The 13,197-nt window shown below is 72.3% G+C and carries 11 protein-coding genes; 8 read left to right on the top strand and 3 right to left on the bottom strand.

Going from position 1 to position 13,197, the window contains the following annotated elements:
* Positions 1-35: 35 nt before the first annotated feature.
* The 7 genes from yidD to J3R08_RS32325 all read left to right on the top strand — a co-directional run bounded on the left by yidD (position 36) and on the right by J3R08_RS32325 (position 8,687).
* On the top strand, positions 36-275 hold the full coding sequence (gene yidD, locus J3R08_RS31020; protein WP_091567651.1) for a membrane protein insertion efficiency factor YidD: 240 nt from the start codon (positions 36-38) through the stop codon (positions 273-275).
* A complete protein-coding gene (yidC, locus tag J3R08_RS31015; RefSeq protein WP_043327681.1) occupies positions 276-1,277 on the top strand; it encodes a membrane protein insertase YidC in 1,002 nt (333 codons plus the stop codon). It begins immediately after the preceding gene.
* Positions 1,278-1,489: 212 nt separating this feature from the next.
* Complete coding sequence (locus J3R08_RS31010) at positions 1,490-2,080, top strand: R3H domain-containing nucleic acid-binding protein (protein ID WP_030499504.1); 591 nt, start codon at positions 1,490-1,492, stop codon at positions 2,078-2,080.
* Positions 2,081-2,316: 236 nt separating this feature from the next.
* A complete protein-coding gene (gene rsmG, locus J3R08_RS31005; protein ID WP_209964509.1) occupies positions 2,317-3,183 on the top strand; it encodes a 16S rRNA (guanine(527)-N(7))-methyltransferase RsmG in 867 nt (288 codons plus the stop codon).
* A gap of 246 nt (positions 3,184-3,429) precedes the next feature.
* Positions 3,430-4,770, top strand: a complete 1,341-nt coding sequence (locus tag J3R08_RS32555; protein ID WP_374102395.1) for an AAA family ATPase — start codon at positions 3,430-3,432, stop codon at positions 4,768-4,770.
* A 27-nt stretch (positions 4,771-4,797) separates the two neighbouring features.
* Complete coding sequence (locus J3R08_RS30990) at positions 4,798-5,838, top strand: ParB/RepB/Spo0J family partition protein (protein WP_209963807.1); 1,041 nt, start codon at positions 4,798-4,800, stop codon at positions 5,836-5,838.
* Positions 5,839-7,829: 1,991 nt separating this feature from the next.
* Positions 7,830-8,687 carry a hypothetical protein gene (locus J3R08_RS32325; RefSeq protein ID WP_043327685.1) on the top strand — a complete coding sequence of 286 codons (858 nt, stop codon included), beginning with the start codon at positions 7,830-7,832 and terminating at the stop codon, positions 8,685-8,687.
* Positions 8,688-8,689: 2 nt separating this feature from the next.
* Here the strand turns inward: J3R08_RS32325 and J3R08_RS30980 are convergent, their stop codons facing one another.
* Both J3R08_RS30980 and J3R08_RS30975 read right to left on the bottom strand, forming a co-directional pair.
* The gene (locus J3R08_RS30980) at positions 8,690-9,682 is read right to left on the bottom strand and encodes a D-alanine--D-alanine ligase (RefSeq protein WP_043327686.1); all 993 of its coding nucleotides are present in this window, start codon (positions 9,680-9,682) and stop codon (positions 8,690-8,692) included.
* A gap of 7 nt (positions 9,683-9,689) precedes the next feature.
* The gene (locus J3R08_RS30975; protein ID WP_064448053.1) at positions 9,690-11,003 is read right to left on the bottom strand and encodes a PLP-dependent aminotransferase family protein; all 1,314 of its coding nucleotides are present in this window, start codon (positions 11,001-11,003) and stop codon (positions 9,690-9,692) included.
* A 282-nt stretch (positions 11,004-11,285) separates the two neighbouring features.
* Here J3R08_RS30975 and J3R08_RS30970 point away from each other — a divergent pair, with 282 nt between their 5' ends.
* Entirely contained in the window at positions 11,286-11,951 is a 666-nt protein-coding gene (locus J3R08_RS30970) for a hypothetical protein (RefSeq protein ID WP_043327687.1), read from the top strand.
* Between the two features lie 7 nt (positions 11,952-11,958).
* Here J3R08_RS30970 and J3R08_RS30965 read toward each other — a convergent pair whose 3' ends face one another.
* Complete coding sequence (locus J3R08_RS30965) at positions 11,959-13,119, bottom strand: N-acetylmuramoyl-L-alanine amidase (RefSeq protein ID WP_043327688.1); 1,161 nt, start codon at positions 13,117-13,119, stop codon at positions 11,959-11,961.
* Between the last annotated feature and the right edge of the window lie 78 nt (positions 13,120-13,197).

Here is a 13,197-nt window from a genome sequence, read left to right as displayed (position 1 = left end):
CGACCGCGACTCCGTCGCCCACAAGCGGTGCCCGCATGCTGCTGGCGCCTATCATCGCGTACCGTCGGTGGATAAGTCCGGCTCTGCCGGCCCGCTGCCGGTTCTACCCGTCGTGCAGTGCCTACGCCGTGGAGGCGGTGTCCCGGCACGGTGCGCTGCGGGGCGCCTGGCTGACGGTCCGTCGGCTGTCGCGCTGCCATCCCTTCCACCCAGGTGGACACGACCCGGTTCCGGAGCCGGGCGACCGCCGCCGTGCCGACGTGACTGGAGCCTGAGTGTTTAGTCTCGACTGGATCTACTACGCGATCTCGTGGATCCTGCTGACCTGGCACTCGGCCTGGGACGCCATCGGAGTTCCGGTCGGGGCCGTGATCGGTACGAACTGGGCCTGGATCCTCGCCATCATCTTCCTGGTGGTGACGGTCCGGGTGATCCTGTTCCCGGTCTTCGTCAAGCAGATCAAGTCGCAGCGTGCCATGCAGGCGCTCCAGCCGAAGGTGAAGGAGCTCCAGGAGAAGCACAAGGGTGACCGGGAGACGCTCCAGAAAGAGATGATGGAGCTCTACCGGAAGGAAAAGGCCAACCCGCTCATGGGCTGCCTTCCGATGTTCCTCCAGATCCCGGTCTTCCTGGGCCTGTTCCACACGCTGCGCCGCCTCAGCCCGGACAACCAGGGCAAGACCCTGTACGGCTGGACTGTCGACCAGTTCAACAGCGCCTCGAACGCGACGCTCTTCACCGCGCCGATCTCCGGCAAGTTCGGCTCCACCGCCGAGGAGCTCAGCCGGCTGGGCGCGAACACCGGCACCGTCAAGGTCGTCGCCGGCATCCTGGTGATCATCATGATCGCCACCACCTACCTGACCAGCCGTCAGATGATCCTCAAGACCGGCTGGGCTGAGGACCCGCAGCAGCGCATGGTGCAGCGCCTGATGCTCTACGGCATCCCGCTGTCGCTGCTGATCTCGGGCGCGATCTTCCCGATCGGTGTGATCATCTACTGGGTCACCAACAACCTCTTCACGCTCGGCCAGCAGCAGTGGGTGCTGCGGAAGTTCCCGCCGCCGCCCACCGCGAAGAGCACCACCGCCGCCAAGAACACCGGCGGCAAGGGCCCGGTGCAGCCGGCCAAGACCGGTGGCCTGTTCGGCCGCAAGGCGGCCCAGCCGGCGGCGAAGGCCCCGGCCGCGGCGCCGAAGGTGGCCGGACCGAAGCCGGGCGCCAAGCCGGTCAACCCGAAGAAGGGCGGCAGCCGGCCCGCCAAGCGACAGGGCTGAGTTCCACCGGGCCACCGCCGCGACACCGGCGGTGGCCCGTTCCGGTCACGTGCTGCCATCCGAGGAGTCGGCGCCGGGCCGGAATCGCCGCGCGACGCGCGGCCGCGGGCGAAACTGGCCCGTACAGACGTGCCCGAGGGCAACCGGCGAACCTCCCGCCGGCCCCGGGAGACCAGCGGACCCCCGAACGGTCCGGCCGAGCGAGTACGGAGATGAGACCCGTGACCGAGACCAGCATCCCCAGCGCCGACCAGTCCCTGGACGAGGAGACCCCCGTTACCGCCGCCACCGAGACCGAGGACGCCTCGGGCGAGGCCCGGGAGAAGAAGGCCCCGGCCGACAGCGACCTGTTCCGGCAGAGTGAGATCGCCGCCGACTACGTCGAGGGTCTGCTGGACATCCTCGACTACGACGGCGACATCGACGAGCTGGTCTCCGGCGGCCGTCCGGTAGTCGAAGTGGTCGGCGGACGGCTGCAGAACCTGGTCGGCCAGCGCGGCGCGACCCTGGAGGCGCTCCAGGAACTGGCCCGGCTGGCCGTGTTCCGCCAGACCGGCACGCCGAGCCGCCTGCTGCTGGACGTCGGCGGCTACCGGGCCGCCCGGCGCAAGGAACTGGCCGCCGTGGCGAAGAACGCGGTCGAGAAGGTCAAGGAGCACGGTGAGCCGGTGCGCCTGGAGCCGATGTCCGCGTTCGAGCGCAAGTGCGTGCACGACGTGGTGAACGCGATGAGCGGCGTGGAGAGCGAGTCCGAGGGCGTCGAGCCCAACCGCCGCATCGTCGTCCGTCCGGTGACGGACTGAGGTCCGTGATCTCCGACGAGACGACGGCAGGCGCCGTGGCCGGCCCGGGTGGTACGCCGCCCGGGCCGTCGGCTGTGCGCCCCGATCCCACAGTCGACCCGGTCTTCTCCGACGACGCCGGGCCGGCCGACCCGGCGTACCCGGAAAGGGCCGCGACCGACCCCGGCGAGCCCGCCTTCTCGGCCGAGCCGGCGGTGGTGACCGGGGTCGAGCCCGCCGACCCGGCGATGGACGTGATGCCCGCGTTCTCCGGCGAGCCGGCGGCGGACGTGGCACCGGTGGCCGCGGCTGCGGCGGCCGACCCGGTGTTCGCGGAGCCGGCGGAGGACACGCCATCCCCTGTGGACGGTGCGGAGTCGACGGCCGTCCCCGATCCGGCGTCCGCGACGCTGCCGCCGGAACTGGCGGAGGCGGCCCGCGCGCTCTTCGGCGACCGGCTCGACCTCGCCGCCGCGTACGCGGAACTGCTTGCCACCGACGGCGTCGTGCGCGGTCTGATCGGCCCCCGCGAGACGCCGCGGCTCTGGGACCGGCACCTGCTCAACTGCGCGGTGGTGGCCGAGCGGATCCCGGAGGGGGCGAGCGTGATCGACGTCGGCTCCGGCGCCGGACTGCCCGGCCTGGTGCTGGCGATCGCGCGTCCCGATCTCACAGTGACGCTCGTGGAGCCGCTCGCGCGGCGTACCTCCTTCCTGATCGAGGCGGTGCAACGCCTCGGCCTGACCCGCGACGTCCGCGTCTTCCGCGGGCGGGCCGAGGAGGCGGCGGCCGGGTCGCGGGACCGGGAGCCGCTCTCCGCCGACATCGTGACCGCCCGCGCGGTGGCGCCGCTGGACCGGCTCGCCGGTTGGTGCCTACCGCTGCTGGTCTCCGGCGGCCGCCTGGTGGCGCTCAAGGGCGCCTCGGCCGCCGAGGAGATCGCCGAGCACACCGAAGCGGTGGTACGCCTCGGCGGCGGCACGCCCGAGCTGCACCGGTGCGGCGACGGGGTGATCGAGCCCCCGGCGACCGTGATCGAGGTGGTCCGTGAGCGCGTGGTGAACCCGCGCCGGGCCAAGAAGCCGAAGCGGTCGCGTGGCGGCCGCCGTCGTGGCGACCGCTGACCGAAACGGCTGTCCGGACGCCCACCCGGTCGTTGGACCGGGTGGGCGTGACGCGATCGATCACAACCCGACATGGACCCACCGCGCCCGTCGGCCGTAGGCTGACCGCGCGTCGATAGTGTGGAACGGCGGTGCCGGGCGGCACCCGAACCCGATGGTTCCCGCCGAGCCGACCACGCCGGGCGAGGGCCCGGTATTCGATTCGACGGGTGCGGACCGACCATCCGGAGCGGGTAGGGATGACAGGTGCATGACGACGGCAGGTACGACGATCCACGGTTGACCGGGCCCGGAGGGAAATCCCCCGGCCCCGTTTCACGTGAAACCAACTACCGGGAGTGGACGGTGAACGAGCCCCGCGATCCGTCCGCCTCTTACCCGCCGGCCGAGCCGCCGCCGCAGCGGCGGGACACGCCGCCCGCCGGTTCCGTACGGCCCGTCTCGTCGGCGCCGGCGAACGTCCCGCCGGCCCGTGACCCGCTCGACCCGGCAGACGGCCCGGCGAACGCGCCGACGCCGCGGCCACCCGCGGTGCGGGCGAACGTCGCGGTGCCCGCTCGCTTCGAACCCCAGCCGCCCGTCTCGGCCGTGCCGCACCAGGCCGCTCCCGAGGTCACCGTGACGCCGTCCGACACGCCACAGGCGAGCAGGTACGGCGATGAGGTAGACGCCAGCACGTACGTTTCACGTGAAACCCCGACGCGCGAAGAGGATGATCCACCGTTGGCTATGGAGGCGATGCGCGCCGTGCAGATCCTGAATCCCAGTGGCGAGGTCACCATGCCCCGCCCGGACCGGACCCGGGTGATGTGCGTCGCCAACCAGAAGGGCGGCGTGGGTAAGACGACCACCACCGTGAACCTGGCCGTGGCGCTCGCGCTGCACGGCAACCGGGTGCTCGTGGTCGACCTTGATCCCCAGGGCAACGCCTCCACCGGTCTGAACGTCCCGCACCACACCGGCGTGCCCGACGTCTACGACTGCCTGATCGACAGCGTGCCGCTCGAAGAGGTGGCGCAGGCCGTCGAGGGTATCCCCAACCTGTGGTGCGTACCGGCCACGATCGACCTGGCCGGCGCCGAGATCGAACTGGTCTCCGTGGTGGCCCGGGAGTCGCGCCTGGCGCGGGCGATCGCCGCGTACCCGGGGCACTTCGACTACGTCTTCATAGACTGCCCGCCGTCGCTCGGCCTGCTGACCGTCAACGCGCTCGTGGCCGCGCAGGAGGTGCTGATCCCGATTCAGTGCGAGTACTACGCGCTGGAAGGGCTCAACCAGTTGATCAACAACATCAACCTGGTGCGCCAGCACCTCAACCCGAAGCTCGAGGTCTCCACCATCCTGCTCACCATGTACGACAGGCGCACCCGGCTGGCGGACGCGGTGGAGCAGGACGTCCGGAACCACTTCGGCGACAAGGTGCTCCAGGCCGTCATCCCGCGCAACGTGCGTGTCTCCGAGGCACCGAGCTACGGCCAGTCGGTGATGACCTACGATCCCGGTTCGCGGGGAGCCACGAGTTACTTCGAGGCCGCCCAGGAGATCGCGGAACGAGGCGTCAAGGAGCCGGTGAGCCGGAATGCGTAGTGCGGAGATGTCGCTGGGAGGCGTCGCATGAAGAACCGTCCCCGCGGCGGACTGGGCCGAGGGCTCGGCGCCCTCATCCCCACCGGACCGGTACCGGGCGCCGAACCGGCGGCCACCGAACCGGAGTCGTCGGCAGTTGCCGCGTCGCCCTCGGCTCCGGTCGCGGGCGCGACCGCCGCCATCACCGGCGGTGTCGGAAGCACCCCGTCGCCGGCCGTCGAGCCCGAGTCGCACCTGAGCCCGGTGCCCGGCGCACGCTTCGCCGAGATCCCGGTCGACGCCATCGTGCCGAACCCGAAGCAGCCCCGGCACGTCTTCGACGAGGAGGCGCTGGAGGAGCTGAAGACCTCGATCCAGGAGGTCGGCTTCCTCCAGCCGATCGTGGTCCGCCAGCTCGACACCGAGAAGTACGAACTCGTCATGGGTGAGCGGCGCTGGCGCGCCGCCCAGGCGGTCGGCCGGGAGACCATCCCCGCGATCGTCCGGGACACCAAGGACGACGCGATGCTCCGGGACGCGCTGCTGGAGAACATCCACCGCGCCAACCTGAACCCGCTGGAAGAGGCGGCGGCCTACCAGCAGCTGCTGGAGGAGTTCGGCGCCACCCACGAGGAGCTCGCCCGGCGGATCGGCCGCAGCCGCCCGCAGATCTCCAACACCATCCGGCTGATGAACCTGCCGGCCGCTGTGCAGCGCCGGGTCGCCGCCGGAGTGCTCTCCGCCGGTCACGCCCGGGCACTGCTCAGCCTCGACGACGCCGAGGCGCAGGAGCAGCTCGCCAAGCGGATCGTCGCCGAGGGCATCTCCGTACGCGGTGCCGAGGAACTGGTGCACCTGGCGCTCGCCGAGGAGCCGGCGAAGACGGCTGCCGCGAAGCGCCGGCCGAAGCCGCACGCCCCGGCGCTCACCGATCTCGCGGACCGGCTCTCCGACCGGTTCGACACCCGGGTGAAGGTCGACATCGGCCGGAGCAAGGGCAAGATCACGATCGAGTTCGCCACCGTTGACGACCTGGAGCGGATCGTCGGGATCATCGGCATGGACGGTGAGGAGCAGTCCGAGGCGTAGCCGTCAGAGGTTGTCCGGCCGGCCGCATCGCCCGCGAGGGGGTGCGGCCGGTTCTCTTTCTCCAGGACGCCGTTTCGGTTGCGAACCGTCTGCTGCTGCCCGCGCGAGGGCGTGGCCGGCTCGGCGTCCTTCCCGCTGGTTTCACGTGAAACGAGAATGCCGGTGCCCGGTGCCCGGTGCCCGGTGCCCGGTGCCCGGTGCCCGGTGCCCGGTGCCTGGTGCCTGGTGCCCGGTGCGCGGTGGCGCGGTGGCGCGGTGGCGCGTGGCGAGGGGGCGCGGGTGACGCGGTGGCGTCGTGGCGTCGTGGCGCGGTGGCGCCGTAATGCGGGTGGCGGGGGTAGCGGTGGTAGCGCGGTGGCGATGTGCCGAGGCGACGCGGTCGCGCGGCGGCGGGATAGGCCGGGTGGCTAAGGCGACTGGCGGAACCTGGGCGGCTGGTTCGCTTCTGCCCCGGGTTGGGGTGCCGAACTCGCGGACTACTCGCCTCAGAAGGAGGGCAAGGACCGGGTGCAGCCCGGTCGGTAGGCGGCGGCGTTTCACGTGAAACGGGTAGGCCCGCGTGAGGCCGCTGAAGCACTCCCGCCGCCCCGCCGATGCGGCGCGGGACGCTACTGGTCGAAGCTGTACATCGAACTGCCCACGAAGCGGCGGCCGCTGCCCGAACGTGAACGTCCGCTCGGGCGTGGGCAAAGGGCAACCACGTGGGTTGCAGACCTGGGCTCGTCGCCTTTGGCTACCGTGGCCCGCCCTTCGGGCGGCCCAGTCCCATCCCGGCCGCTACTGGCCACCCGGCCAAACGATGACGCGCGTCCATCGCGTCGATGCTGATATCGCATCGCCGATGCGGCCGTCTCGCCGATGCCCCGAGCCGGTGGCCGTCGTTGCAGCTGCCGTCGCTGCGCACTCACCGCCCCGACACTCACCGCCCCGCGCGCTGCCATCCCGCCAGAGCGGCAGCTGGACCGAGTGGAACACCATGGGTGTCAAAACGCCTCGGAGACACCCATGGTGTTCCACCGCACCCCGGGGCGGCTGGCGTTGGCGAGCCCGGACCGAAGTGGTTCCGTCTGGGGGCGCGCGTTTCCCAAGATGTCCCCGTCGCCCCGGCCGATGACCACCCTGTCAGCAACGCCTCCAGACCACCCGCACAGGAGCCGGATGAGTTGTCGCTAGCCGCTGATCCCTCGCAGGTTCGAAGCGGGCGCGAGAATGCTCGCCGGAGCGACCGAGCGACCGAGCGACCGAGCGACCGAGCGACCGAGCGGCCGAGCGACCGAGCGGCCGAGCGACCGAGCGGCCGAGCGGCCGGAGCGGGCCGGAGCGGGCCGGAGCGGGCCGTCCGGCCGGGGCGGCCAAAGCGGCGGGGCGGCCGGGAACGGCAGGAGCCCCGGTGACCCGGCTGGCCCCGGTGGCTCGGGGTGAGCCGCGGTGCGCCGCTGAGCCGAGGTGGCTCGGATGCCGCTTCGTGTGCCGGCCTGGCGGACGCCGCCGTCCCGGCTGCTTGGCACTCGACGGGGTGTCCGGCCGGGCTGTGCCTTCATGTCGCAGACCGGTTGGTCGACTCGGCGGGCGGACCGGTCGAGAGCCACCGTGGATCAGCCGGCCATCGAGAACCCCGGCCCAGCGCCCCCCCCGCCGGGCTGACGTAGGACCCAGCACTCCGCCGCACCGAGGACCGGCGTGGAACCACGGACGATCCGACCGCCGTCGTTTCACGTGAAACCGACCGCAAGAAGCCCTTCCCGAACCCGGTACGGATCGCGCGCCCGATCGTTGGAAGAACGGATCCACACGCCCTCTAGTTATCCACAGCAGTTGTCCACAGGCTCGTCTCGTTTCACGTGAAACGAAGCGCCGAAACCCTTGCTGAGCAGTGGATGACGCACCGTACTGGTGATCTCGGCACCCTGTGGACAACGTGGTGGACAACCTGTGCGCGGCCAGTGGAACGGGTAGGGACAGGCGTCGCCAACTCGGTTAGGGTCAGCGTCGTGCCGGACACCCCTCCCTCAGTTCCAGACTTCACCCAGTGGCCGTCCTTTCCCTTCGAGGGCGATCTCCGCGTCAAGCAGCTCGACGAGCCCGTACCGTTCGAACCTCCCCGCCGCGGCGAGGCGGACCGGGAGTGCACCGCCTGCAATGCGCCCGACGAGGCGTACATCTGGGTCGGTGAGCGGTGGCGGGTCCGTGCCATGGACCGGCCCACCGGTCTGCCGATGGTCCTGATCCTGGAGTCCCGGTCCCACTTGGATCTGGGCGACCTGCCGAATCTGCTCGCCGCCGAGCTGGGCGTGATGACCGTGCGCCTGGAGCGGGCCGTCCGGTCGCTCGACGGCGTCGCCCGGGTCCACGTGAATCGTTGGGGCGACGGTTCCGCGCACCTGCACCTGTGGTTCCTGGCCCGGCCGTACGGGCGGCTGCAACTGCGCGGCACGTTCCTGTCGCTGTGGGACTCGATCCTGCCCCCCATCTCCGAGGACAAGTGGCGGGAGAATCTGGCCCTGGTGGCTGCGTGGCTCGCCGAGTTCGGTGGCCGGCCGCTCGCCGAGCCGCCGCGCATCCAGTGGCAGGCCCCGTCGAGCTTTGCCCCGGCCTCGGCTGCGGACGCCGCTGAGGAGCCCGAGGACGAGCCCGCATCAGTGATCGAGGCTGCGGACGAGATCCCGGAGTCCGAGGCGGCAGGGGGCGTCTCAGACCCCTCCGCGGGCCCGTCGGTCGACGACCCGGAGCCGGAGGACGGATCCGAGGCGGCCGAGGAGCAGGAGACCGGGGACGCCCCGACTGCGGGCGAGGCCGAGGACGTGGTCGAGGACGACCAGCCGCGGGCGGGGCGTACCCGGGAGGGCTGACCTCAGCGGCGGGCGGCGGCCCGGGTCACGAGCGTGCCGAGCACCCGGCCGAAGTCCAGCCCGGCCGCCTGGATCGCCAGCGGCAGCAGCGACGTCTCGGTCATGCCCGGGGAGACGTTCACCTCCAGCACGTGCGGGTCACCGCCGGCGTCGACGATCAGGTCGACCCGGGACACGTCGCGCAGGCCGAGCGCGGTGTGCGCGGCGAGCGCCACCTCGGTCACCCGGGCTGTCGTCGCGGCGTCGAGCCGGGCGGGCGCGTGCCAGGTGGTACGGCCGGCGGTGTAGCGGGCCGCGTAGTCGTAGACGCCGTTGCGCGGCACGATCTCGACCGGGGGCAGGGCCTGCGGGCCCTTGCCGAGGTCGAGCACGGAGACCGCCACGTCCATTCCGGGCACGTAGCGCTCCACGAGTGCGGTCTGGTCGTACGCGAAACAACCCACCATGGCGGCCGGCAGCGACGCCGCCTCCCGGACCACGGCGGCGCCCAGTCCGGAGCCACCCTGCGCCGGCTTGACCATCAGCGGCAGCCCGAGCCGGTCGACGATCCGGTCCAGGACGGCGACCGCGCCCAGCTCGGAGAAACGGTCGTGCGGCAACGCCACCCAGTCGGGCGTCGGGATGCCCGCCTCGCGCAGCACCGCCTTCGCCGACGGCTTGTCCCAGGCGAGCCGGGACGACCGGGCGTCGCAGCCGACGTAGGGCACGTCCCAGAGGTCGAGCACGCCGCGCAGCGAGCCGTCCTCGCCGGTGGCGCCGTGCAGGGCGATCACCACCGCGTCCGGCGGGTCGGCGGTCAGCGCGGGCAGCAACGCCACGTCGGCGTCGCGCAGCTCCGCCTGCACGCCGACCGCGCGCAGCGCGTCGAGCACCCGGCGGCCCGACCGCAGCGAGACGTCCCGCTCGTAGGAGAGACCGCCGGCGAGTACGAGCACGTGCAGCTCGTCGACGGCGGATCCGGTCACGGGAGGCGGTGCGGCAGGGCTGTCGGACATGCGGGCATCATGCCAAGTCGGGACCGGGCGCGTCCGAGCCGCCCTGGCGTCGGCGGGGTCCGGCACCGCCGACTGCGCCGAAGACCTTCCGCATCGCGATCTCCTGCTCCATCACCCCGGCCAGCCGGCGGACACCCTCGCGGATCCGCTCCGGCGTCGGGAAGGAGAAGTTCAGCCGCATGTTCCCGGCGCCGGTGCCGTCGGCGTAGAAGCCGGTCCCCGGCACGTACGCGACGCGGGCGGCCACTGCCCGCGGCATCATCGCCTTGGAGTCGAGCCCGTCGGGCAGCGTCGCCCAGACGAACAGGCCGCCCTGCGGCCTGGTCCAGGTGGTGCCCTCCGGCATCAGGTCGGCCATCGCGTCGAGCAGCGCGTCCCGGCGCTCGCGGTAGATCTCGCGGTAGACCTTGAGCTGCTGCCGCCAGGGCATGGTGCCGAGGTACGTCGAGACGGCCGACTGGGCGTAGGCGCTCGGGCAGAGGATCTGCGCCTCACTAGCGATGACCAGCTTGTCGCGGACCGCGTGCGGGGCCAGGATCCAGCCCACCCGCAGGCCCGGCGCGAACGTCTTGGAGAACGTGCTCAGGTAGAAGACCCCCTCGCGCCGCCGGGCCCGCAGCGGCCGGGGTGCCTCGCCCTCAAAGCCGAGCTGACCGTACGGGTCGTCCTCCACCACGAGCAGCCCGGCGCGCTCACAGATGTCGAGCACCCGTTCGCGCCGCTCCTCGCTCAGCGTCACGCCGGCGGGGTTCTGGTAGGTGGGGATGGTGTAGAGGAACTTCACCCGGCGGCCGGCCCGGGCCAGGTCGGCGATGGCCACCTCCAGCGCCTCCGGGATGAGCCCTTCGTCGTCCATCGGCACGTGGGCCACCTGGGCCTGGGCGGCCTGGAACACCCCGAGCGCGCCGACGTACGTCGGCCCCTCGGCGAGCACCACGTCACCCGGGTCCAGGAAGAGCCGGGCCACCAGGTCGAGGGCCTGCTGGCCGCCGACGGTGACGACCACGTCCTCGGGGGAGGCGCCGCACGAGGCGTCGATCCCGGAGAGGGACATCACCTCGCAGATCCGCTCGCGCAGCTCCGGGGCGCCCTGGCCGACGCCGTACTGGAGGGTGGTGGCGCCGTGCTCGGAGCCGAGCCGGCCGAGCATCTCGCCGACCGCGTCGAGCGGCAGCGCCGCGATGTAGGGTGCCCCACCGGCGAGCGAGACGACCTCCGGCCGGTTGGCCACCGCGAAGAGCGCCCGGATCTCCGAGGCGGTCATCCCGCGGACGCGCCGGGCGTACCTGTCGGTGTAGTCGTCGAGCGTCGTGCCGGTCATGACATCACCTCGATCGGGTGTCGGCGGGGCTGCCGCCCGGTGTGGTACCCGCGATGCCGACATCCATTGGCGGCGAGGGCCGGTTGGTCGATCGTAGTCCCCGGTGACGGTAGCGGCACCGGCCGTGTGGACACGTCCACATCCCGGACCCGCCACTCGGCCGTCCGGGCGGGGGTTAACGCGTTCCCTCCCGTACCGCCGGACAGGGGCGTACGATCGCTCGTCGGGAGCAGGAGGGCGCGGGAGGAACCGGCGCTCCGAGCCTATTGGTGGGGTGCGCTCATGTCGCGACGTCTGGTCAGCCTGACCCTGGACACGCTGGAGGACCTGCCTCGATCGTGCCGGCGCTGCGTCTACTGGGAGCTGGATCCGGTCTCCGCGGAGCGGGCCTGCGCAGCAGGTGACCCGGGCCTGGAGAAGGAGGCGTGGGTCTCCCAGACGCTGCTGGAGTGGGGTTCCTGCGGCAAGCTCGTCTACGTCGACGGGATGCCGGCCGGCTTCGTCATGTACGCGCCGCCGGCGTACGTCCCGCGCTCGATGGCGTTTCCCACCTCGCCGGTCTCGGCGGACGCGGCGCTGCTGATGACGGCGCACGTGGTGCCTGCCTTCGCCGACGGCGGCCTGGGCCGGATGCTGGTCCAGGGCGTGGCCCGCGACCTGACCAAGCGCGGCATCAAGGCGATCGAGGCGTTCGGGGACGCCAAGTTCGGCGACGACGCGGACGACCCGGCCCGCGCCTGCGTGGCGCCCGCCGACTTCTTCCTCTCGGTGGGCTTCAAGACGGTCCGGCCGCACCCGCGCTACCCGCGCCTGCGGTTGGAGTTGCGGACGGCGCTGAGCTGGAAGTCGGACGTCGAGTACGCGCTGGAGAAGCTGCTCGGCTCGATGAGCCCGGAGACGCTGCTGCGGCCGGTCCGCCCGGCGCCGGCCACCCGCTCGACCAGCTGAGCGGGGGTCAGTCGACGACGGTGCCGGCGGCGAGTGCCGCCCGCAGTTCGGTCACGTCGATCGAGCCGGTCGGCACGTCGCGTTCGATCGGCAGGTACATCCGCTGCACCGCGGCGACGATGGCCTCGGCCACCCGGTCCCGGAACCGGGGGTCGACCAGCCGGGCCCGGTCGTCCGGCGAGGTCAGGTAGCCGACCTCGACGCGTACCGCGGGCATCCGGGTGAGCCGGAGCAGCTCCCACGCCTTGGCGTGGGTACGGCAGTCACGCAGCCCGGTGCGGGCCACGATCTCCCGCTGCACCAGCCCGGCCAGACGTTCGCCGGTCGCCGACGTGACGCCGTTGTCGGTGCCGTAGTGGTAGGTGGCGACCCCCTCGGCGGCCGGGTTGGCGTGGTGGTCGGTGTGCAGCGAGATGAACACGTCGGCGCCGAGGGAGTTGGCGAGCTGGGCCCGGTCCGCGTCGGGCAGGCAGCTCGCGGGCGCGGGGCCCCGGGTCAGCTGCACCCGTACGCCGGCCGCGGCGAGCCGCCCCTCCAGCCGGCTGGCGAGGTCGTGCACGAGGTCCGCCTCGGTCCAGTGCAGCGGGCCGTCGGGCACCACCACGCCCGGGTCGGTGCCTCCGTGCCCCGGGTCGATCACCACGGTTCGCCCGACCAGCTCCGGCCCGGCCTGCCGGATGGCGTCGGACTCGCGCAGCCACTGCGGGCGTCCGCCGACCACCTTGCGGCCGAGGCGGCGCAGCGCGTTGACGGTGTGCGGCCCGCACGACCCGTCCGGTTTCAGCCCCATCTCCCGCTGGAACTGCGCCACCGCGCGGGAGGTGCGGATGCCGTAGATGGCGTCGGCGCGTCCCACGTCGTACCCCATCTCCAGGAGGCGTTCCTGGAGCGAGCGGACGTCCTCGCCGGTGATCGGCTCGGGTACGGCGTGGAAGAGCGCGCGGGCGCCGAACCGCCAGCGGGCCGCGTCCAGCGCCCGCCAGGTCTCGGCGCCGACGCGCCCGTCGACGCTGAGGCCGCGGGACTGCTGGAACGCCCGGACCGCGCGTTCGGTCTCGGCGTCGTAGTCGTCGCCTCCGCCCTCGGCGGGAAGAAGCTCCAGGCCGACGAGGACGGTCCGGATCTCGGCCACCGCCGGTCCCTGGTCACCGGGTCGGATCGGATGCACGACGACCCCCTATGCACGGACGTTGGCAGGACCGGAACTCCGACGAGATGCTTACGGAGCGTACCGTGACCGGTACCC

The sequence above is a fragment of the Micromonospora sp. HB375 genome (genome assembly GCF_017872985.1).
GTDB classification, from domain to species: Bacteria; Actinomycetota; Actinomycetes; order Mycobacteriales; family Micromonosporaceae; genus Micromonospora; species Micromonospora chalcea.
Note: the sequence above shows the minus strand (reverse complement) of the source record. Positions and strands in the feature narration are given on the sequence as shown.